The sequence below is a fragment of the Aeromonas sp. Lyrl_2 genome (assembly GCF_051948815.1).
Classification (GTDB): Bacteria; Pseudomonadota; Gammaproteobacteria; order Enterobacterales; family Aeromonadaceae; genus Aeromonas; species Aeromonas veronii.
In genome coordinates, this window is record NZ_JAYJLJ010000011.1 from 109,629 (window position 1) to 130,926 (window position 21,298).

15 protein-coding genes are annotated in these 21,298 nt (G+C 62.7%); 9 read left to right on the forward strand and 6 right to left on the reverse strand.

Translation table 11 applies throughout. From position 1 onward, the window contains the following. Positions 1 to 29: 29 nt before the first annotated feature. On the forward strand, positions 30 to 2,237 hold the full coding sequence (gene priA / locus VF684_RS11675) for a primosomal protein N' (protein ID WP_139440655.1): 2,208 nt from the start codon (positions 30 to 32) through the stop codon (positions 2,235 to 2,237). 64 nt (positions 2,238 to 2,301) lie between these two features. On the opposite strand, the gene VF684_RS11680 is transcribed toward priA, so the two are convergent. Next, entirely contained in the window at positions 2,302 to 3,393 is a 1,092-nt protein-coding gene (locus VF684_RS11680; RefSeq protein WP_162516054.1) for a hypothetical protein, read from the reverse strand. A gap of 290 nt (positions 3,394 to 3,683) precedes the next feature. On the opposite strand from VF684_RS11680, the gene VF684_RS11685 reads away from it, so the two are divergent. From VF684_RS11685 to dtd, 5 genes are all read left to right on the forward strand, one after another. Then, the gene (locus tag VF684_RS11685) at positions 3,684 to 5,117 is read left to right on the forward strand and encodes a DUF2867 domain-containing protein (protein ID WP_162516055.1); all 1,434 of its coding nucleotides are present in this window, start codon (positions 3,684 to 3,686) and stop codon (positions 5,115 to 5,117) included. 169 nt (positions 5,118 to 5,286) lie between these two features. Then, positions 5,287 to 6,513, forward strand: coding sequence for an aromatic amino acid transporter (locus tag VF684_RS11690; RefSeq protein WP_100652317.1), 1,227 nt, complete (start codon positions 5,287 to 5,289; stop codon positions 6,511 to 6,513). A 255-nt stretch (positions 6,514 to 6,768) separates the two neighbouring features. Beyond that, positions 6,769 to 8,010, forward strand: coding sequence for a malic enzyme-like NAD(P)-binding protein (locus VF684_RS11695; protein WP_139440658.1), 1,242 nt, complete (start codon positions 6,769 to 6,771; stop codon positions 8,008 to 8,010). A gap of 177 nt (positions 8,011 to 8,187) precedes the next feature. Continuing rightward, complete coding sequence (locus VF684_RS11700) at positions 8,188 to 9,060, forward strand: virulence factor BrkB family protein (protein ID WP_139440659.1); 873 nt, start codon at positions 8,188 to 8,190, stop codon at positions 9,058 to 9,060. An 86-nt stretch (positions 9,061 to 9,146) separates the two neighbouring features. Continuing rightward, positions 9,147 to 9,584 (forward strand): D-aminoacyl-tRNA deacylase, encoded by a 438-nt coding sequence (gene dtd, locus VF684_RS11705; protein ID WP_139440660.1) that lies wholly within the window; start codon positions 9,147 to 9,149, stop codon positions 9,582 to 9,584. Here dtd and VF684_RS11710 read toward each other — a convergent pair. Further along, positions 9,573 to 10,253, reverse strand: a complete 681-nt coding sequence (locus VF684_RS11710; protein WP_162516058.1) for a spermidine synthase — start codon at positions 10,251 to 10,253, stop codon at positions 9,573 to 9,575. The two genes, dtd and VF684_RS11710, sit on opposite strands and share 12 nt — an antisense overlap. 169 nt (positions 10,254 to 10,422) lie before the next feature. Here VF684_RS11710 and VF684_RS11715 point away from each other — a divergent pair, with 169 nt between their 5' ends. After that, entirely contained in the window at positions 10,423 to 11,331 is a 909-nt protein-coding gene (locus VF684_RS11715) for a bifunctional GNAT family N-acetyltransferase/hotdog fold thioesterase (RefSeq protein ID WP_139440662.1), read from the forward strand. A 54-nt stretch (positions 11,332 to 11,385) separates the two neighbouring features. Here VF684_RS11715 and VF684_RS11720 read toward each other — a convergent pair whose 3' ends face one another. The 4 genes from VF684_RS11720 to gntU form a co-directional block, all read right to left on the reverse strand. Further along, complete coding sequence (locus VF684_RS11720) at positions 11,386 to 13,497, reverse strand: AsmA family protein (RefSeq protein WP_201998611.1); 2,112 nt, start codon at positions 13,495 to 13,497, stop codon at positions 11,386 to 11,388. 143 nt (positions 13,498 to 13,640) lie between these two features. Then, positions 13,641 to 15,710: an ATP-dependent DNA helicase RecG gene (gene recG, locus VF684_RS11725; RefSeq protein ID WP_162516056.1), complete on the reverse strand. Its 2,070-nt coding sequence runs from the start codon at positions 15,708 to 15,710 to the stop codon at positions 13,641 to 13,643. A 190-nt stretch (positions 15,711 to 15,900) separates the two neighbouring features. Continuing rightward, positions 15,901 to 17,250 carry a CDP-diacylglycerol--serine O-phosphatidyltransferase gene (pssA, locus tag VF684_RS11730; RefSeq protein WP_162516057.1) on the reverse strand — a complete coding sequence of 450 codons (1,350 nt, stop codon included), beginning with the start codon at positions 17,248 to 17,250 and terminating at the stop codon, positions 15,901 to 15,903. Between the two features lie 150 nt (positions 17,251 to 17,400). Continuing rightward, the gene (gene gntU, locus VF684_RS11735; RefSeq protein ID WP_069527617.1) at positions 17,401 to 18,741 is read right to left on the reverse strand and encodes a gluconate transporter; all 1,341 of its coding nucleotides are present in this window, start codon (positions 18,739 to 18,741) and stop codon (positions 17,401 to 17,403) included. A gap of 245 nt (positions 18,742 to 18,986) precedes the next feature. Here gntU and VF684_RS11740 point away from each other — a divergent pair, with 245 nt between their 5' ends. After that, positions 18,987 to 19,496 (forward strand): gluconokinase, encoded by a 510-nt coding sequence (locus VF684_RS11740; RefSeq protein ID WP_005340649.1) that lies wholly within the window; start codon positions 18,987 to 18,989, stop codon positions 19,494 to 19,496. Continuing rightward, the gene (gene edd, locus VF684_RS11745) at positions 19,493 to 21,289 is read left to right on the forward strand and encodes a phosphogluconate dehydratase (RefSeq protein WP_139440665.1); all 1,797 of its coding nucleotides are present in this window, start codon (positions 19,493 to 19,495) and stop codon (positions 21,287 to 21,289) included. The genes VF684_RS11740 and edd overlap by 4 nt, the downstream gene beginning before the upstream one ends. The last annotated feature ends 9 nt before the right edge of the window (positions 21,290 to 21,298 follow it).

The window sequence follows — 21,298 nt, forward strand, 5'->3', positions numbered from 1 at the left end:
GGCTTCGCAGAAAAAATAGGCAACCCCTGGTGAATTCTTCCCAAACGCTGGATCTGGTTCGTGTCGCTGTCCCGGTACCGTTACGCCGTCACTTCGACTATCTCTCTCCCCTGCCGTTACCTGCCCCCGGTTGCCGGGTCGAGATCCCTTTCGGTCCCCAGACCCTGGTCGGGCTGGTGGTTGATCATCCGGCCGACAGCCAGGTGCCCCGCAACAAGCTCAAGCCCATCAAGCGCGTACTCGATGCGACGCCGGTGCTGGGGCCGGATATTCTGGCGCTGATGAACTGGAGCGCCAGCTACTATCAGCATCCGCTGGGGGAAGTGCTGCCCCACGCCCTGCCGGTGTTGGTGCGCAAGGGGGAGCCTGCCGCTTATCGTGAACTGGAGTTCTGGTTTGCCACCGAGGCGGGCATGACTATCGACATCAACGAGCTCAAGCGGGCGGCCAAGCAGCAGCAAGCGCTCGCCCTGCTGCGCAAGGGGCCGCAGACCCCTTCCGCCCTCAAGCAGGAGGAGATCCAGAGCGCAGCTCTCACCGCGCTGGAGAAGAAGGGGCTGCTGGAGAAGCGCTCGCTGGAGCCGAGCCACGATGGTGACTGGGCTGCCCGTTTCGAGCCGGGGGAGGGGCTGCGCCTCAACGGCGAACAGGCATTGGCCGTCTCTGCCGTTACCAGCCAGAGCAACAAGTTCGGTGCCTTCCTGCTCGATGGCATCACAGGTTCTGGCAAGACCGAGGTGTATTTAAGCATCCTCGAGCCCCTGCTCAAGGCGGGCAAACAGGCGCTGGTGATGGTGCCGGAGATCGGTCTTACCCCGCAGACCATCAACCGCTTCCGGCGCCGCTTCAACGTGCCGGTGGTGGCGATGAACTCTGCTATGAACGATCGGGAACGGCTCGACGCCTGGCTCGCCTGCCGCGACGGCGCCGCCGCCATCCTGATCGGTACCCGCTCCGCGGTGTTCACCCCGTTTCACAACCTCGGCATCATCATCATCGACGAGGAGCACGACGGCTCCTTCAAGCAGCAGGACGGTTTTCGCTACCACGCGCGGGATCTGGCTGTGATGCGGGCCCATCGTGCCGGTATTCCCATTTTGCTTGGCTCGGCCACCCCTTCGCTGGAGACGCTGCACAACGCCCGCACCGGCAAGTATCACCATCTCACCCTGACCCGTCGCGCCGGTAACGCCCAGACCGCCCGTCAGGTGATCCTGGATATCAAGAGCGTGCGGCTGCAGGCCGGGCTCTCCCCCCAGTTGGAGCAGCTGATGGCGGAGCATCTGGCGGCGGGCAATCAGGTGATGCTGTTTCTCAACCGCCGTGGCTATGCCCCGGCTCTGATCTGCCACCAGTGCGGCTGGAGCGCCGCTTGCGAGCGTTGCGATGCCTGGTACACCTGGCATCAGGCCGGACGACGGCTGCACTGTCACCACTGTGACAGCGTGCGCCCCTTGCCCCACCACTGCCCCGAGTGTGGCAGCAACGAGCTGATCGGATCGGGAGTGGGCACCGAGCAGTTGGAGCAGCTGCTCACGACGGTGTTCCCGCAATATCCGGTGGTGCGCATCGATCGGGACAACATCCGTCGCAAGGGGGAGCTGGAGGCCCATCTCGGCGACATCAAGGCGGGCAAGTACAAGATCCTGATCGGCACCCAGATGCTGGCCAAGGGCCACCACTTCCCGGATGTGACGCTGGTGGGTCTGCTGGATGTGGATGGTGCCCTGTTCAGCGCCGATTTTCGCGCAGCTGAGAAGCTGGCCCAGCTCTACACCCAGGTGGCGGGCCGCGCCGGTCGCGCCAGCAAACCCGGGTTGGTAGTGCTGCAGAGCCACCATCCGGAACATGCCCTGCTGCAGGATCTGACCCAGAACGGTTATGGCCATTTCGCCGATACGGCGTTGAAAGAGCGCCGCCTGTTGGGGCTGCCGCCGTTCAGCTATCAGGGGCTGTTCCGCGCCGAGGCCAATGGCCGTGACGAGGTGCAGCTGTTCCTCGCCCGCCTCGCCGATACCCTGCTCAGCGCCCGCTATCCCCACGTTCAGGTGCTGGGGCCCATCAGCGGCTTTATGGAGCGCAAGGCGGGCAAGTTCCGGATGCAGTTGCTGGTGCAGGGGCCGAACCGGGCACCGCTGGCCCAACTGCTGGACTGGGCGGTAAAGGAGCTGGAAGGCTGGCCTGAGACCAAAAGGGTGCGCTGGAGTCTGGATATCGACCCCACCGAGCTGAGTTGATGGTGCCGGAGCCGGTCGCTGGCAGCTCTCGTCAGCGACCGGGTTTGCCATGCGGGTGCGGGGTTCAGACCCGCAGATCGATCTGCTGCACCCAGCCTCCTTTACCCTGTTCGGTGAGATAGAGGCCGGATTGGCGCAGCACCCCCTGATTGCCGCTCTCCCCCAGATGGTTGAAGGGGGTGTCGAGGGGGCGTAGCAGGATGGCGCCGATCCCCAGCTCCACCAGAGCGATAGGGGCGTGCTCGGGATGCCAGAACTGCAGGGCTGAAAACTGGCTATCCCCCTCATCCAGCACCCCGTTGCCATCCTCATCCAGGGTTGCCAGCTCGCCGAAGCCATTGCCGGAGCGTGCACCAAACAGCTCGCCCCCATCGTCTATGGTGCCGTTGCCATTGCGATCCAGCGCCACAAAGCCGCTCCCTTCACTCAAGCCCGGCAGGCTATCCTCTTTGCCATCCTGATCGATATCGAAAGTGACCCGTGCCTCGGTCAGATCGGCAATCTTGCCATCCAGACTGAGCACCAGCGGATCTTTGAGGGCATTGAGGGTGGTGCGCCGCTGGCTCACCTCCAGCTGGCGCCAGTCGAGCACAAAGCCGAGATCGAGCTGAATAGTCTGACCATCCCGAGTCGCTACGCTGGCCGATGCCACCACGTTGAGCTGCTCCTGTTGCAGCAGGGTGTCAGTCACCTCCACCAGTTGATCCGGCTCGGCGGCTTGAGCCGCGGCGTCTCCTTGGGTCACTCCATCGCCTCCCTCTTCGGAGGGTTTGATCGGCTTGGGCAGCTCGATTTCGTGGCCCAGCATCGCCTCGATCATCAGCTTGATCAGTCGCTGGCGGTTATCCAGCCCATCGTCGGGAATGCCATCCTGCTCTTTGCCGACGTCCGCTGCGGGCGGGGCGGGAGGTGTTGCTGCTTGCTGACTGGCGGCGGATTGCCTCGCGGTTTGCAGCGTCAGGGCGCTGGTGAGGGTCAGGGTGCTGCTGCGTTCGCCGGCCACTGCCGCGTTGTTGCCTTCCGGTGGATTGACGACGGGTGGCACTGGCCCGAGGTTGCGCACCTTGCGGCTCTGGACCTGTTGTTGCCGGTATTGCACCTCCCCCTGGAGGTCGTAGTGATCGATGCGCATACGTTCGCCCTCGGCGCTATACATCTGGTCAGTTATCGACCAGCCAATGAGCAAGGCTTAACACCAAATCGGACTAATCAGGGAAGTGGTTAGTACTAGGTTGCAAGGTGGTGGCGTGGCAGGATGGCAAAAGACTGGATAGTGGCGCTGTAGCTGAACATTTTCAGGTAACGCGGCGCACGCTGGCTGACTGACAAGCTGCATCGGTGAGGATAGGGAGAATTACATGAGAAATTGTCTGGTGATGGGCGAGGCGGGCTATGGTGGATTCCTGTCTGGCGCCCCTTGCATCAATGATGCTGAGGGCTGCACGCATGCGTAACTGTCTGGTGATGGGAGCGGCAGGATATATCGGTTCCTATCTGGTGCCTCACCTGCAAACCCTGGGCTACAGGGTTATTGCCGGGGCGCGCCGTCCCTGCCGCTTGCCTGAGGGGGTCGAGTTTCGCCTCGCCGACAGCCTCAAGCCGATCACACTGCTGCCTGCGCTGGCGAACATAGACACAGTCTTCTATCTGGTGCATGCCATGGGGGCGGGGGCCGATTTTCACCGGCTGGAGCAGCAGGGGGTGAAGAACTTCGCCGCCGCCGCTCGTGCTGCAGGGGTGCGTCGCATCATCTATCTCGGGGCAATCCAGCCCGAGCAGTGCAACAGCCGCCATCTCAACTCCCGCCGCCATTGCGGCGAGCTGTTTCGTGACTCCGGTGTGCCGACGGTGGAGCTGCGCGCTGGCATCATCATCGGGCCCGGTTCGGCGGCGTTCGAGGTGATGCGGGATCTGGTGTTCAACCTGCCGCTGATGGTGACGCCAAAGTGGGTGCGCTCGCGCACGCCGCCCATTGCGCTGTCCAATCTGCTGCACTATCTGGGCGGGCTGGTGGAGGCCGACGAGGTGGATGGCCGCATTTTCAATGCGGTCGGCCCCGAGCTGCTCAGCTATCAGCAGCAGTTGCAGAAGTTTGCCGCCCATATCGGCAAGCGCTGCCCCATCATTCCCATCCCGTTTCTGAGTCCGCGCCTCTCCGCCTGGTGGCTGCAGTTTGTCACCTCTGTGCCGCAGCCGGTGGCCAAGGCGCTGGTGGGCGGTCTCAAGCACGATATTCCGGCCGACGATGGCCCGCTGCGTGCCCTGCTGCCCCAGACTCTGCTCAGCTTCGACGAGGCGCTGGCGGAGAGTCTGGCGCTGGAGCAGAAGCTGGGTGCCGAACAGCAGGGGCAGGAGACGCCGCTCGGCCTGCGCTGGCGCCATCCCGAATATGGCTTCTACGACCGTACCGCCAGCGGCGAGGCCATCTGCCTCGCCTCGCCCGAGGTGGTGTGGCAGGTGTTGCAGCAGCTGGGGGGTGAGCAGCGCTACTTCTACATGAACGAGCTGTGGGTGGTGCGTGAATGGATGGATCATCTGATCGGCGGCCCGGCCCGCACCCGTGGCCGCACCAATCCCGATCGTTTCGTGAAGGGGGACATGCTCGACTCCTGGCAGATCCTCGGGGTGGATGAGGGGCGCAGGCTTGATCTCTTGTTCAACATGAAGGCCCCGGGTGTCGGGCGGCTGGAGTTCAACATCCTGCCGGAGGAGTCCGGGTTGACCCGCATCCGGGTCACCGCTCACTGGCACCCGCAGGGCGCCTGGGGGCTGGCCTACTGGCTCGCCATGCTGCCGTTCCACCTCTTCATTTTTCAGGGGATGACCGAGGCCATCGCCCGTCAGGCCGAAGCCAGGGCAGGTATCCCGGTGATGGATTAACCCCTCTTCACACCATTTCCGCTTATAGAGTGCCCCGTTTTGGGCATTTTTTATGCGGCGGCCATGCCCGGTTATGGCAGATAGTGGTAGGCGTCTCATGGCAAAGGCTGGCATCATGCCGCGGTCTTGTTTACCGCGGATAGATAATCAGTCAGAAAAAGAAGGGATTATGAAGAAAAAACCGTCAATTTTGGGGGGCGCCTGCATCATTGCCAGCGTCTGCGTGGGGGCCGGCATGCTCGGTCTGCCAAGTTCGGGGGCGGGGGCCTGGACCCTCTGGTCGGTGCTGGCGCTGACCGTCACCATGGTGATGATGACCCTCTCCGGCTGGATGTTGCTGGAATCCTTCCAGCACCACGATATGCGGGTCTCCTTCAATACCGTGACTCGCGAGCTGCTGGGGGAGAAGCTCAATCTCCTCAACAACCTCTCGGTCTACTTTGTTGGCGGTATTCTGCTCTACGCCTATATCACCTCCTCCGGTGCCATCCTGCAGGGGATACTGGGGATCGACAGCAAGCTCGCGTCCGTGCTGTTCGTGGCGCTCTTCTCTGCGGTGGTGTGGCACTCTACCCGCGCCGTTGACCGCATCTCTGTGGTGCTGATCGCCTTCATGATCCTCAGTTTCGCCCTCGGTGTGGCCGGTCTGCTCGGCAGTATCAAGCTGCCGACCCTGCTCGATCTGGCGGGCAGCGAGAGCCGCTACGCTCCCTATGCTATGGCGATGCTGCCGGTGGCGCTCACCTCGTTCGGCTATCACCACTCGGTGGCCTCCCTGCGTGCCTACTACCAGAACGAGCAGCAGGCCAGATGGGCCATTCTGGGAGGAACCCTGATCGCGCTGGCGCTCTACGTGCTCTGGCTGTTGGGGATCTTCGGCAACCTGCCCCGTCAGGATTTTGCTCCGGTGATTGCCAAGGGGGGCGATGTGAGTGTGCTGCTCTCCGCGCTTTCAGGGGTGATCGAATCGGAGAAGGTGGCCAGTGCCATCAACGGTTTCTCCATGGCGGCCATCCTCTCCTCCTTTATCGGGGTGGGGCTCGGGGTGTTCGACTATCTGGCTGATCTGTTCAAGTTCGACAACAGCCGCGCCGGTCGCTGCAAGACCTGGGCGGTCACCTTCCTGCCGCCGCTGCTGCTCTCCCTGCTCTTCCCGTTCGGCTTCCTGCTGGCCATCGGCTATGCCGGTGCCGCCGCCACCATCTGGACCTGCATCATCCCGGCACTGCTGGTGCTGCGCACCCGGGCGCGGGCCGAGCGGGGCGAAGTGACTCCCCATTTCGTTACCCCCGGCGGCAAGCTGATGGCCTGGCTGCTGATCCTGTTCGGGTTGGCGACCGCGCTGTTCCACTTCCTGTCGATGGCAAATCTGTTGCCGGTCTATCTGGGCAACTGAGTCAGGTCTACAACTCTGACAGAAAGGGCGGCAAGGCCAACTTGCCGCCCTTTTTGCACCATTTTTACCCCCATACAGCAGGATCTATAACTAAAGTGGTAGGTGTGGGTGGGGTAAGGTGCTGAAATAACTGGTCTGATCTGGCTGGTGACAGCATGATCTGCTGGGCATGCCCACCGCTTTCTTTTATGATCCCCGCCCTTCTGCGTGCCCCCTGTCGGCACCTCATTTGCACCAACCACATCGGGGTCCCCCATGTCCGATCTGCGTCAAGAAGCACTCGATTACCACGCCCTGCCCGTACCGGGCAAAATTGCCATCGCCCTGACCAAGCCTGCCGAAACCGCCCGCGATCTGGCGCTGGCCTACAGCCCTGGTGTTGCCGAGCCGGTGCGCGAGATCGCCGCCAACCCGGCCGATGCCTACCGCTATACCGGCAAGGGCAATCTGGTGGCCGTCATCTCCAACGGCACCGCCATTCTGGGTCTGGGCAATCTGGGACCGCTGGCCTCCAAGCCGGTGATGGAGGGCAAGGCCCTGCTGTTCAAGCGCTTCGCCGGCATCGACGCCATCGACATCGAGGTGAAGCACGAGACCAGCCAGCAGTTTATCGACACGGTGGCGGCTATCGCCGATACCTTCGGTGGCATCAATCTGGAAGATATCAAGGCGCCTGAGTGTTTCGAGATCGAGCAGGCGCTGATCGCGCGCTGCGATATTCCGGTGTTCCACGATGACCAGCACGGTACCGCCATCGTTACCGCAGCCGGTCTGCTCAACGCGCTGGAAGTGCAGGGCAAGCAGATCAGTGACAGCCGCATCGTCTGCATGGGGGCGGGGGCTGCTGCCACCGCCTGTATGGATCTGCTGATCAAGTGTGGCGCCAGGGCGCACAATATCTTCATGCTGGATCGTCAGGGTGTCATCCACACCGGCCGCAGCGATCTCAACAAGTACAAGCAGCGCTTCGCCAACGAGACCCCGCTGCGCACCCTGATGGATGTCATCGAAGGGGCGGATGTGTTTGTTGGTGTCTCCGGCCCCGACGTGTTGCCCGCCGAAGCGGTCGCCCTGATGGCGCCCAATCCGGTGATCTTCGCCTGCTCCAACCCGGATCCGGAGATCAAGCCTGCGCTGGCCCACGCCGTACGCAGCGACCTCATCATGGGCACTGGCCGCTCCGACTACCCGAACCAGATCAATAACGTGCTCTGCTTCCCCTTCATCTTCCGTGGTGCCCTCGACGCCCGCGCCAGCCGCATCAACGATGCCATGAAGATTGCTGCGGTCGAGGCGATCCGCGCGCTGGCCAAGGAGCCGGTGCCGGCCGAGGTGCTGACCGCCGCCGGGGTGAACGAGCTCGCCTTCGGCAAGGATTACGTCATTCCCAAGCCGATGGATGCCCGTCTGCTGCCACGGGTTGCCCGCGCCGTGGCGCTGGCGGCGGTGGCCTCCGGCGTCGCCCGCATCGAGCTGCCTGCGGACTACATGCTGTAATCCGGCGTTGCAAACGGCCCCCATAGCGGGGCCGTTTTTATCTCTGCTTCTGGCGACAGCCAGAGACGCCAGCCGGGTAACAGGTTGGGGCATATGGAGGCAAATCGGGTTCAAAGGTGGTCAAACAGCTCTCTCCTCTGACACAATATTGCCACTATGACGCTAACGAGAATCAAGATGCAGCAGCCTGTCAGTGGCCGTTTGGCCCACGCCCTCTCCTTCTTGCGCCATGATGGTCGCCACTTTGCCCAGTTTGTCTGGGGCCGTTTCCAGCAGGACAGATTGACGGTTACCGCCGGTTATCTGGCCTATGTCACCCTGCTTTCACTGGTGCCGATGATCGCCGTGGTCTTTGGCATGATGTCCGCCTTCCCGGTGTTCCAGAGCCTCAAGCAGGCGATAGAGCAGTTCGTCTACCACAACTTCGTGCCGACTGCGGGAGACATGCTCAAGGAGTACATCGACGGCTTCGTCGCCAATGCCACCAACACCACGGCAGTGGGGATTGGGGCGCTGGTGGTGGTGGCGCTGATGCTGATCTCCGCCATCGACAAGAACCTCAACTACATCTGGCGCTCGACCCAGGGCCGCCCGCTGGCACAGGCGTTTGCCATGTACTGGATGATCCTCACCCTGGGGCCCGTGCTTATCGGGGCCAGTATCGCCATCTCCTCCTACATCTTCTCGCTGCGACTGTTTGGCGCCGAGAGCCTGTTCGGTATCGGTTATCTGCTGTTGCGCGGTTTGCCGTTCCTCTTCTCGGTGCTCACCTTCCTGCTGGTCTATACCGTGGTACCCAACTGCAAGGTGCGGCTGATCCACGCCTTTATCGGTGCGCTGGTAGCGGCGACCCTGTTCGAGCTGGCCAAGCGCGGTTTTGCCATCTACATCACCAACTTCCCCTCCTATCAGGCCATCTACGGCGCGCTGGCCACCATCCCGATCCTGTTTGTCTGGGTCTATCTCAGCTGGCTGGTGGTGCTGCTGGGGGCTGAAACCACGGCCTGCCTCGGTGAATATGAGAAACCGGCGAGTGAGGAGCTTGGCTAAGCCATCGCCTTGCCCACCGGTTTATTGGTAGCATCGACGACCGCCCCTACGAGGGGGCGGTCGTTCTGTTTTCAAAGGAGAGGGATGTGATTGCATTGATTCAGCGGGTCAGCGAGGCCAGCGTGACTGTCGAGGGGGAGGTGACCGGCGCCATCGGTCAGGGATTGCTGGTGCTGCTCGGGGTGGAGCAGGGGGATGATGAGGCCAAGGCCGACAAGTTGCTGCATCGGGTCAGTGGTTATCGCATCTTTCCGGATCAGGAGGGCAAGATGAACCTGAATGTCAGCCAGATCGGCGGCAGTCTGCTGGTTGTCTCCCAATTCACCCTGGCGGCGGATACCAAGCGAGGGATGCGCCCCAGCTTCTCCTGCGGTGCTCACCCGAGTGAGGCCGAGCGGCTCTATGACTACATCGTGGCCAAGGCCGCCGCCAGCGGCATCCCGACCGAAACCGGCCGTTTTGCCGCCGACATGAAGGTGGCGCTGGTCAACGAGGGGCCAACGACCTTCTGGCTACAGGTCTGAGGATGTTTCGTCCCGCGGTGTGACGTGGACGATCACGTTGATAAGCCCCGCAACCGGATAGGGGGTGGCGGGGCCAATCCACTGTTCTATCAGTGTCAGGGCGTGGGTTAGCTCCAGTGCAGTGCGCGGCAGCAGGTTGATCACCAGAGTGCCGCAGAGGCGGGGAGCCAGCGCCCGGTAGAGCCGCTCCTGAAACAGCAGCAGCGGGTTGCCATCCTGACTGAAGAGATCGAGCAGGATGAGGTCGTACTGCTGCTCGCTCTGCTCGAGAAAGGCGAGGGCATCGGCCTGATGGAGTGCTGGAGCTGCGCGTTCATCGCTCTCCTGATGCTGGAAAAACTGCTGATAAACGGTCAGCACCTCTTCGTCGAGGTCAACGCACTCGTGGCGGGCATCGGGCCAACGCTGACTCAGATGGCGGGTGAGATCACCACCACCCAACCCCAGTTCGAGGATCTGCTCAGCCCGCTCCGGCAGCAGGCAGGCGATGACCCGCTGATGGGGCAGACAGAGGGTCGCGGGGTCGGCGAGCGACATGGCGGATTGCACCACGCCGTCTATCTCCAGCCAGCGGTGCTGGTCATTTTCCTGTACCGTGAGGCGGCGCTGGGGTTTGACGCTGAGGTGCAACAAGTGATCGGCTTGGTACGCTTGCAGATTGAAGTCCATGAATTTGCACGGCAAGATGGTTTCCGACCAGTGTAACTCAAGGATCGATCTATGTACCGGGTGGTCACCCCCCAAACGGCGCCGAGCCGGGTACTTACTGCAAGCTGCGCTGGAAACGTCTGTGTAAGCCCTTCCATCTGCCAGTCGGCGCAAACTCAAGGATGAAACTATGTATCGGGTAGTCACCCCTCAGACAGCCGCCGAGCTGGATGCCTATTACCAGTTACGCTGGGAGCTTCTGCGTAAACCCTTCAATCTGCCCGTCGGTTCCGAGCGGGACGAATACGACACTGTTGCCATTCACCGGCTGATGCTGGCACCCGACGGCACCCCCATCGCGGTGGGGCGCCTCTTTATCGGCGGCGACGAGGCGCAGATCCGCTTTATGGCGCTGCGTCCCGAATATCGCGGCCAGGGGCTGGGCGCCCGAATGGTGGAGGATCTCGAGCAGCTGGCCCGCAGCGAGAAGGTGAAACGGCTGGTGATGAACGCCCGTCAGGAGGCGGTGGAGTTCTATCGCAAGTGCGGTTTTCTCGAAGTGGGGGGCGGCCCCGTCTCCTTTGGCCGCATTCCCCATCGTCAGATGATCAAATCCCTGAGCCCGTTGCAGACCATCCAGTATCGGCCGGAGTGGTGTCAGGATCTCACCACCCGCTGGTCGCGCGGGGTGCCCATCAGCGAGAAGATGGGGATGCACATCAGCCACTACGATGGCCAGACTTTCCACCTCAAGGCCAATCTGGCGGCCAACTTCAACGTGCATGGCAGCATGTTCGCCGGCAGTGTCTACAGCCAGTGTGTGCTGGCGGGCTGGGGGTTGATCTGGCTGCAGCTTAAAGAGGAGGGGCTGGTGGGCGAGCCGGTGCTGGCCGAGAGCACCATCAAATATCATGGCCCGGTCGATGAGGAGCCCGAGGCGCGAGTGGCCCGCGAGGGGATGCCCGCCGTGCTGCAGCCGCTCAAACGGGGGGAGCCTGCCACCTTCAGCCTCAAGATCCAGCTGTTCAGCGGCGGCAAGCTGGCGGCGGAGTTTTGCGGTCACTATGTGGTGCAGCCGCCCCGCCGCCCGGGTCAGTAACCGCGTCGTTTCCCCATCAAACAACAAGGCCTCATCATGAGGCCTTGTCTGTTTTTACCCTTGCGGGCTGTTGGTCGCCTGCTCGGCTTGGGCTTGGGCTTTCGTTGCGGGAGCCGGTCGCCAGAGCGGGGCGCTGTTGCCTTGTGGTGGATAGCGTACCCCCACCTCCCAGCCGCAGGCGTCCTGCTTCTGCGGGAAGCTCCAGGCCAGCGTGGGTTCCGTCAGCGGCCCGCGCCACTGGCCGAGCAGCTCGGCGCAGCGGTTGCCGTTGAGGATCCCCAGATCCAGCTGCCACTGCTCGTTGACCAGATCGATCCCCCCTTGCAGCGCCAGCAGATGGGTGATGGTGGAGGCGCCAGCCTGCTCGACTTGTAGTTGCCCCTTGTCGATCTTGCCCTGCAGCTTGATGCGGTAGAAGGGGGTGTCACCCTCCTGCATCGCCTGCCACAGCTGATCCGGCGTCAGGGTGGGCGGGGTCGACCCCTTGAACCACTCATCGAGCAGCGGGTCGATCTTCACCTTGTCCCAGAACGGCTCGTCGGCATCGAGGGCAAAGCTGCCCTGCAGGGTCTGGCGCCACTCGCCAGCTGTCTTGCCGTGTTCGGCTTGCAGGTCGGCGCTCACGTCCGCCTTGCCAGCGAAGGAGACCGGGGAGTGGAGTATCTTGCCCCATTGCTGCAGATCCAGCTTGGTCGCCTGCAGTTGGAGGCGGCTGCTCTGGCCTGGTTCGCGGCCCCACTGGCCGCTCATGCTGAGGCTGCCCTCATCCGGCAGCGAGCTGGTGAGCTTGCCCAGTTGCCAGGAGCTGGGGGTCAGCTCCCCATCCAGCTCGCCGTTGCGGGCGCTGAGGCCATCCCACACCAGCTCGAACCACTTGCTCTCGATACGGGCACGGCCGAGCAGCGGGCCGGGTTGGTTATCGCGCAGGGCGAGATCGCTCAGATAGAGCTGCCAGCCGGTCAGCGACAGAGGGATGGAATCGTCGAAGGAGAGCACCTTAAGCTTGTCGAACGCCAGCTTGCGGATATCGACCTGCTGCGGGAGCCAGCCCTGCCAATCCTGCCACCACCCCTGTGGCAGGCTGATATCCATGCCGCTTAGCGCCACGTCTTTCAGGGTCAGCTTCTGCTGCTGGGTATCGAGGGAGAGCTCGACATTGAACGCCCCTTCATAGGCCTTGCCCTGCAGTTCGCCGTCGATCTGCTGGGGCGAGAAGGCGAGCTTGCCCTTGATCTCCTCCAGCTGGAACAGACCACGGCCCATGTCGCCCAGGGTGCCGCTCAGATAGCCGGTGGGCTGGTTGCCCGCCTGCCAGTTGAAGGCGGTGAGCTGGCCGCTGAAGTTGTTGAAGGAGAGCTCCTGATTGATGTCGTTGAGGCTGACGCCGTCCAGCTGACCGCGATCCAGCGACACTCTTTGCAACGGGAAGCGCTGCGGAAAGCCTTGCTGTGTCAGGTCACCCAGCTCTACCCGCATGCCGCGCGCCTTGAGATCGTGCAGTTGCAGGGTGCGGGCGGGCCAGTCCAGGACCATGCCGGTCTCCAGCAGACCGTCGAACAGGTTGGTCACCAGCTTGTCGCTGCGCAGCACTTCCCCCTCCAGCCGTCCTTGCAGGTTGAGACGGGCGAAGGTTAATTGCGGGGTCTCCAGCTGGCCGATATTGAGGCTCAGGTTGGCCTGTGGCTGCCGTTTCGGATCGATCAGCTCCCAGTCGCTCAGGGTGGCGTTGAGACCGCGCAGGGTCAGCTCGGGGCTCTCCAGACTGAGGCGATCGATAGTGCTGTCACTGATGGTGAGGGAGTGCACCGGCAGGCTCGGTAGCAGATTGGATAACGATTGAGGCAGCGGCAGCTTGATGGCGGGACGAATGAGATCGAGATGGGCGATGCGCACGTCGCGGCTCAGCCAGTCGATGCTCTCGATCTCCAGATAGATCTTGTCGAGGGAGACTGCATCGCCGTAGCGTACCTGCTCTGCCAGCAGGGTGTAAGGGTGGAGCGGGTTGAACACCAGTCGCCCTATGGTGACCGGCACGCCGGTCTGCTGGCTGATCCAGCTGGCGATGGGGCCTTTGGCGCGCTCGGCGTCGAACAGGCCGAGGGCAACCCAGACAAACAGCAGCAGGAAGGCGAAGGTGTAGAGCAGGCCGCGTAGCCAGGAATTCATGGTTGCTTTCCTCCTGTTTTGGGGTGTGTTGTCAGGCGTTTGAGTAGTGGTCTCGCAGACCGAGCCAACGCCGTATCAAGGGTTCGACATGACTCGGATGCCTATCCATAAGGAGATGTGCCCATCTTCTGCATCTATTTCGATCAGGCATTGGAATAGTGATCCCGTAAGCCGAGCCAGCGTCGTATCAAGGGTTCGACATGACTCGGGTGCCTATCCATAAGGAAGCGCGCCATTTTTTGCACCTGCGGAATAAGCGGCTGATCCCGCACCAGATCGGCGATCTTGAGATCGGCCAGACCTGTCTGGCGGGTGCCGAGCAGTTCCCCCGGGCCGCGCAGTTCCAGATCGCGCTGGGCGATGAGGAAGCCGTCGTTGGTCTCCCGCAGCACCCCGAGCCGGCTCTGGGCCGTCTTGGACAAGGGGGCATGATAGAGCAGCACGCAGTGCGAGGCCACCGCACCCCGGCCAACCCGGCCGCGCAGCTGGTGCAACTGCGCCAGTCCCAGTCGCTCCGGGTTCTCGATGATCATCAGGCTGGCGTTGGGCACATCCACCCCCACCTCGATGACGGTGGTGGCGACCAGCAGTTGCAGTATGCCTGCCTTGAACTCCTCCATCACCCGCTGTTTCTCCACCGGCCGCATTCGGCCGTGCACCAGCCCGATATGCAGCCCCGGCAGCAGGTTTTGCAGCTCGGCGGCGGTATCCTCGGCAGCCTGACACTCCAGCACCTCCGACTCCTCGATCAGGGTGCAGACCCAGTAGGCCTGCTTGCCCTCGGTGCAGGCGAGCTTGACCCGCTCGATCACATCGCCGCGACGGCTGTCGGGCAGCGCGACTGTGGTGATGGGGGTTCGGCCCGGCGGCAGCTCGTCGATGACCGAGGTGTCGAGATCGGCATAGGCGGTCATCGCCAGGGTGCGGGGGATGGGGGTGGCGGTCATGATGAGCTGATGGGGATGTACCCCTTCCCGCTCCCCTTTCTCGCGCAGGGCGAGGCGCTGATGCACCCCGAATCTGTGCTGTTCATCGATGATGACCAGCGCCAGACGCTGGAACACCACCTGCTCCTGAAAGATGGCGTGGGTACCCACCACCATCTTGACGCTGCCATCGGCGATGGCGGCCAGCGCCTCCTCCCGCGCCTTTCCTTTCTGCTTGCCCGCCAGCCAGCCGACTCCGATGCCGAGCGGCTCCAGCCACTTGGCGAAGTTGATGGCGTGCTGTTCCGCCAGCAGCTCGGTCGGCGCCATCAGCCCCACCTGACAGCCGTTGCCGATAGCCTGCAGGGCGGCCAGCGCCGCGACCAGGGTCTTGCCGGAGCCCACATCCCCCTGCACCAGCCGCATCATGGGGTGGCTCTGTTGCAGATCCTTACTTATCTCGGCCACCACCCGGCTCTGGGCGCCGGTGGGCTTGAACGGCAGGGCGCCGAGCAGCTGTTCGACCAGCTCGGGCGCCGGTTTGAGGGCGCGGGCCAGCTGGGTTTGTGCCTGAGCGCGCACCTTGAGGACCGAGAGGTTGTGCGCCAGCAGCTCCTCCAGTACCAGTCGCTGCTGGGCCGGATGTTGGCCGCTTTCCAGCAGCGGCAGCGCCACCGAGGGAGGCGGGCGATGCAGCAATTTCAGAGCGGCGGCCAGCTCAATCTGGTGGGGATAGAGGCCGGCGGGCAGCAGCTCCTCGACGCCATAGAGGTCGAGCTGGGCCAGCGCCTGATCGGTGAGGTTGCGCAGGGTGAGCTGGCGCAGTCCTTCGGTAGTCGGGTAGACGGGGGTGAGCGCCTCTTCGGTCTGACCGGCCTGCTCTTCGCCGAGCAGCTTGTACTCGGGGTGGGCCATCTCCAGCCCGTATTTGCCGGGGCGCACCTCGCCAAAGCAGCGGATCAGACGGCCCGCCGCCAGACTGTTTTTCTGGGCGGCGGTGAAGTTGAAGAAGCGCAAGGTGAGGGTGCCGGTGCCATCGCTGATGCGACAGACCATCATGCGGCGGCGCCCCATCACCAGCTGAGTGTCCTGGATTTCGCCCTCGACGGCGCCGTGCAGGCCGGGCGGCAGATCGCCGATGGGCCACACCTGGGTACGGTCCTCGTAGCGCAGGGGGAGGTGGAACAGCAGATCCTGTACCGTGGCCAGCCCCAGCCGCTCGAGCTTCTCCAGCATCTTGCTGCCGACACCCTTGAGGCTATCGAGAGGAATTTTATCCAATTTCATCAATTAGATGCCCGAAAACACTGTAAATATGTCCAGATGATAGGGGTTGTTGAGGGGCCGATGCAAGCCGAGTTGCTGCTGGCAGGGCCGCCAAGGCGGGGGAAACGGCGGATATAACAAAGGCCTGCCGAAAACGGGAGGCCTTTGTGTGGTTGCCAACAGGCAAGGTGCGGGCGCATGGCGCCCAGGGTCAGATGATGCGTTTGAGCAGCAGATGGGCCTTGACCCTGTGGATCCGTCCCAGCAGCTTGCGCACCTGTTCCGGGTAGTCCTGGATCTGCTCCACCTGATCGAAGTGACTGATCCGCTTGGTGTTGGTCAGGATGTTCTCCCGCTCAGCGTTGAACTGGGGGCGCAGCAGGTGGCGACGATCGTGTACCAGCAGGCCGTTCTCCAGATCCAGTGCCCAGGCGCGGGGGTTGAGGTTGTTGCCGGTGAGCAGGGCCCACTCGTCATCCACGAAGATCCCCTTGAGATGGTAGGAGTTGCGCTCGCAACACCAGAGCATCAGGTTGAGGCGACCGTCGTCGATGTGGCGCTGGTTGCGCTCGGCAAACTTGCGCAGGTTGGTCTCGTAGAGATAGGGCAGGCCACCGATGGTGGAGAACTTCTCTTCCGGCGGAATGAAGAAGTCGTTGGCGGTCTTGTCGCCCACTACGATGGTCACCTTGCAACCGCGCTGCAGCAGATCCTCGATATCCTTGCTCAACTCCTTGGGCGGGTTGAAGTAAGGGGTGCAGATGAAGATCTCCCGCTCGGTGGCGCGCACCAGATTGCGGATCATCAGGTTGAGCTGATTGTTGCGCTTGCCCAGACCCACCATGGGGGTGACGGCCACCTCCTGGGTGTTGACCGGCATGGTGCTGAAACGGTAATGGCTCTGGCGCAGGTTCTGCTTGAAGCGGCGGATCGGCCCCTTCAGCTGTTTGGCGCTGGGGATATCGCTGTGATCCAGTCGCTGCACCGCGTCGCTCTTCACGAACAGGTCATCCACATAGTTGACCATGCTGCGGGCCAGCTCCGGGCTGGTGATCTGGTGATAGCGATCGAAGCGGTAGCGATCCTGCTGGTGCAGGTAGATGTCGTTGAGGCTGGCACCGGAGTAGAGCACCACATCATCAAAGATGAAGCCCTTGAGGTGGAGCACGCCGAGCAGCTCGCGCCCTTTGACCGGCACACCGTAGATTTCGATCTGGTGCTCGTGTTCGGCAGCCATGGCCTGATACATCAGGTGGTTGCCGCCCTGCTTGCCTTTGCCGATCAGGCCGCGCTGGGCACGGTGGAAGTCGACGAACAGTTTGATGTCGAGGGCCGGATTGCGCTGCTTGGCGGCGTAGAGGGCGGAGAGGATCTCCCGGCCCGCTTCGTCATCCTGCAGATAGAGCGCGACCAGATAGATGCGCCGGGTGGCACTGGCGATAAGCGCAAGAATGCGGCGTTTGAAATCCTGGGCGCTGTAGAGCACTTCAAACTGATCCGCAGCGACGGCGATCTGGGGCAGGCGCGCCAGCAGTTGTCGATAATGGGCCGATGAATGCATAGATAAACCTGAAATCACGGGGTTAAGCGTTCCACTCGGAGCGATGAATAGGCGATTCTAGCAATCTCGCCCTCTCAGCCAAAGAAAGAATCATCAGAAAGATGAAAAAGGCCTCACGAGTGAGGCCTTTTTGTCAGCATTTCGCCCTTGTCAGAGGAAGCTATAGATGATCATCGCCATCACGCCGCCGGTGGTGCCGATGATGGTTTCCATCACGGTCCAGGTCTGCAGGGTTTGCTTCTCGGTCAGGCCGAGGTAGCGGTTGGCCAGCCAGAAACCGGAGTCGTTGACGTGGGAGAGCACGATGGCACCGCCGCCGATGGCGATGGTGACGGCAGCCAGCTGGGCACCGTTCAGGCCGAGCGGCTCCAGCATCGGCAGCACCAGACCGCAGGCGGTCAGCATGGCGACGGTGGCAGAGCCCTGAATCACCCGTACCGCAGCGGCCAGAATGAAGGCCAGCGCGACGATGGGCAGACCGGAGTCGGCCAGCATGTTGCCCAGCGCGGCGCCTACGCCGGAATCAACCAGTACCTGTTTGAACACGCCACCGGCACCGGTCACCAGGATGATGACACCGGCGGGCTGGATGGCGCTGTTGCAGACGCTCATCACCTCGTCACGGGACATGCCGCGGCGAATACCCAGCAGATAGAAGGCGGCCAGACAGGCGACCATGATGGCGGTGAAGGGGTGGCCGATGAACTCCAGCCAGTTGTGCAGGGTGGAGCCCGCCTCGACGAAGCGACCGACGATGGTCTTGAGGCCGATCAGCAGCAGCGGCAAACCGATGAGGCCCATGGCCAGCCCGAAGGAGGGCAGGGATTTGCTGTCATCGTGAACGCTGTTCTGGGCATCGGCAGGCAGCGGTACATCGACGATCTTGCTGATGAAGTCACCGAACAGCGGGCCCGCCAGGATCAGTGCCGGTACGGCGGCGATCAGGCCGAACAGGATCATGTAGCCGAAGTCGGCACCCAGCTGGGATGCCACCAGGATCGGGCCCGGCGCCGGGATAAGGAAGGCCTGGCAAGTGGCGATACCCGCCAGCAGAGCGATACCGATCTTCACCACGCTGCCGCCGCCACGACGGACGATGGCGAAGGCGACACCGATCAGCAGCACCACGGCCACGTCAAAGAAGAGCGGCAGGGCGCAGACAAAGCCGGTCAGGGCCATGGCCCAGTTGGCGCGCTTGACGCCGAACTTGCCGAGTAGAGTGTGAGCCACCCGGTCGAGGGCACCGGTCACTTCCATCACCTTGCCGAACATGGCGCCCAGCGCCACCACCACGGCGACGAAACCGAGGGTGCCACCCATCCCTTTCTGGATGGTGGCAGCAATATCGGCCGGGTTCATGCCAGCGGCGAGACCCGCCACCATGGAGACCAGGATCAGGGCTACCACGGCGTGGAGCCGGGCCTTCATCACCAGGAAGAGCAGCAGCACAATCGAGCCGGCGGCTGTCATGATCAGGGAGAGGTCAGACATTGTTATGCGTTCCTTTTTCCAAGTTCAGTCGTGACACCTTGCCGATCCGTCGGCAAACCATATCTTTATGATTTATTTAGATTTATGGCAAGGGCTCAACATCATATGCCCAGGTGACTATGGGTTTGCTCAGTCTGTGGCAGACTTCACATTTTTAATCGTTACCGGTAACATGTTACCGGTAACGTGTTAGATTAGAACCCATCAACAGCTGGTTTTTTGAAAAGTGGGACAGAGGTCAAATTATGGCGGGTAAGTGCATTATCGTGATGGGTGTGTGTGGTAGCGGCAAATCCAGCGTGGGTCTGAAAGTGGCCGAAGCGCTGGGCGCCAAGTTCATCGATGGTGATGACCTGCACCCCAAGGCCAACATCCAGAAGATGGCTGGCGGCAACCCCCTCAACGATGAGGATCGTGCCCCCTGGCTGGAGCGGATCCGCGACGCCGCCTACAGTCTCGAGCAGAAGAACGAGACCGGCATCATTGTCTGTTCCGCCCTCAAAAAGAAGTACCGCGACCAGATCCGCGAAGGCAACGAGTCGGTCAGCTTCATTTTCCTCGATGGCAGCCAGCCGCTGATCCTCGAGCGGATGCGTGCCCGCAAGGGCCACTTCATGCGTGAAAGCATGGTACAAAGTCAGTTCGATACTCTGGAGCGCCCGGATGGCGAAGCCGGTGTATTCCACATTGATATAGACGGCACCTTCGAACAGGTGGTTGACCGCGCCGTCACTGCATTGGAGCAAGCCCAATGATTCATCAGGTAATTTCCGACGTCACCGCCCGCATCCGCGAGCGCAGTGTCGTCCGTCGTCAGGCATTTCTGGCCCGCATCCAGCGTCAGGCAGAGCAGGGCAAGACCCGCGCCGCGCTGGCCTGCGGCAACCTGGCCCACGCCGTGGCCGCCTGCAGCAGTGACGAGAAGGGTCGCATTCTCGATATGACCCGCGCCAACGTCGGCATCGTCACCGCCTACAACGATATGTTGAGCGCCCATCAGCCCTATCAGGGCTATCCGGATCAGATCAAGGCGGTGCTGGCCGAGCTGGGCCACAGTGCCCAGGTCGCTGGCGGCGTGCCCGCCATGTGCGACGGCGTGACTCAGGGTCAGCCGGGAATGGACATGTCCCTCTTCTCCCGCGACCTGATCGCCCAGGCGACCGCGCTGTCGCTCTCTCACAACACCTTCGATGCCACCCTGCTGCTCGGCATCTGCGACAAGATCGCTCCGGGTCAGATCATGGGGGCCCTCTCCCACGCTCACCTGCCGACGGCATTTGTTCCTGCCGGCCCGATGGCGAGCGGCATCAGCAATGACGAGAAGGTGAAGGTGCGTCAGAAGTACGCCGCCGGTGAAGTGGGCCGTGATGCCCTGCTGGAGATGGAGTGCGGCGCCTACCACGCGGCAGGTACCTGCACCTTCTACGGCACCGCCAACACCAACCAGCTGGTGTTCGAGGCCATGGGCCTGATGCTGCCGGGCTCAGCCTTTGTGCATCCGCATAGCGAGCTGCGCCGCGCCCTGACCGCCGAAGCGGCCCGCCGCATCAGCGCCATGATCCCGGGTTCCCCGGCCTATCGCCCGCTGAGCGAGGTGCTGGACGAGCGCTCGCTGGTCAACGGACTGGTGGCCCTGCTCGCCTCCGGCGGCAGTACCAACCACAGCATCCACATGGTGGCGCTGGCCCGCGCCGCCGGTCTGGTACTGACCTGGGATGACATCAGCGATCTCTCCGACGTGGTGCCGCTCTTGGTTCGCATGTACCCGAACGGCCCGGCCGATGTAAACGCCTTCGAGCAGGCAGGCGGCGTGCCCGGCCTGATGCGCCGTCTGGCGCAAGAGGGGCTGATCCACATGGATGCCACTCCGGTCTTTGGCGAGATGCAGGATTACCTCAGCCGTCCGGCATTGGTCGATGGCCAGCTGGTGTGGCAGCCGGTGGGCGAGAGCGGCGATGCGAGCGTGCTTTCACCTTCCGGCAGCGTATTCCAGGCCACCGGCGGCACCAAGCTGCTGGCGGGCAATCTGGGCCGTGCCGTGGTCAAGGTCTCTGCCGTGGCTCCCGAGTATCGGGTGATTGAAGCGCCAGCGCGGGTCTTCTCCTCCCAGCATGCGGTGGAAGCGGCCTACAAGGCGGGTGATCTCAATCAGGACGCCGTGATCGTGGTGCGCCACAATGGCCCGGCCGCCAACGGCATGCCGGAGCTGCACAAGCTGATGCCGGTGCTCGGCAACCTGCAGAAGGCGGGTTACAAGGTGGCGCTGGTCACCGATGGCCGCCTCTCCGGTGCCTCCGGCAAGATCCCGGCCGCCATCCACGTCACCCCGGAAGCGCTGCACGGCGGGGCCATCGGCCTGCTTGCTGACGGCGACCTGCTGCGGGTTGATGCGGTAAACGGCAGCCTCGACTGCCTGACCGATTTGAGTGGCCGTACCCAGGCCGAGATTGACCTCACTCTGGAACAAGAGGGGTGGGGCCGTGAACTGTTCAGCGTGATGCGTCGCGCGGTATCGAGCGCCGAGTGTGGCGCTACCATCTTTGACTAAGGAAGAGCT

Bases quoted from the DNA above. Each gene is read 5' to 3' on its own strand.
- recG (WP_162516056.1), bottom strand. From the start codon at position 15,710: ATGAAATTGGATAAAATTCCTCTCGATAGCCTCAAGGGTGTCGGCAGC.
- VF684_RS11715 (WP_139440662.1), top strand. From the start codon at position 10,423: ATGTATCGGGTAGTCACCCCTCAGACAGCCGCCGAGCTGGATGCCTAT.
- VF684_RS11690 (WP_100652317.1), top strand. From the start codon at position 5,287: ATGAAGAAAAAACCGTCAATTTTGGGGGGCGCCTGCATCATTGCCAGC.
- pssA (WP_162516057.1), bottom strand. From the start codon at position 17,250: ATGCATTCATCGGCCCATTATCGACAACTGCTGGCGCGCCTGCCCCAG.
- VF684_RS11695 (WP_139440658.1), top strand. From the start codon at position 6,769: ATGTCCGATCTGCGTCAAGAAGCACTCGATTACCACGCCCTGCCCGTA.
- VF684_RS11685 (WP_162516055.1), top strand. From the start codon at position 3,684: ATGCGTAACTGTCTGGTGATGGGAGCGGCAGGATATATCGGTTCCTAT.
- VF684_RS11720 (WP_201998611.1), bottom strand. From the start codon at position 13,497: ATGAATTCCTGGCTACGCGGCCTGCTCTACACCTTCGCCTTCCTGCTG.
- VF684_RS11700 (WP_139440659.1), top strand. From the start codon at position 8,188: ATGCAGCAGCCTGTCAGTGGCCGTTTGGCCCACGCCCTCTCCTTCTTG.
- VF684_RS11680 (WP_162516054.1), bottom strand. From the start codon at position 3,393: ATGTATAGCGCCGAGGGCGAACGTATGCGCATCGATCACTACGACCTC.
- VF684_RS11740 (WP_005340649.1), top strand. From the start codon at position 18,987: ATGGCGGGTAAGTGCATTATCGTGATGGGTGTGTGTGGTAGCGGCAAA.
- edd (WP_139440665.1), top strand. From the start codon at position 19,493: ATGATTCATCAGGTAATTTCCGACGTCACCGCCCGCATCCGCGAGCGC.
- gntU (WP_069527617.1), bottom strand. From the start codon at position 18,741: ATGTCTGACCTCTCCCTGATCATGACAGCCGCCGGCTCGATTGTGCTG.
- VF684_RS11710 (WP_162516058.1), bottom strand. From the start codon at position 10,253: ATGGACTTCAATCTGCAAGCGTACCAAGCCGATCACTTGTTGCACCTC.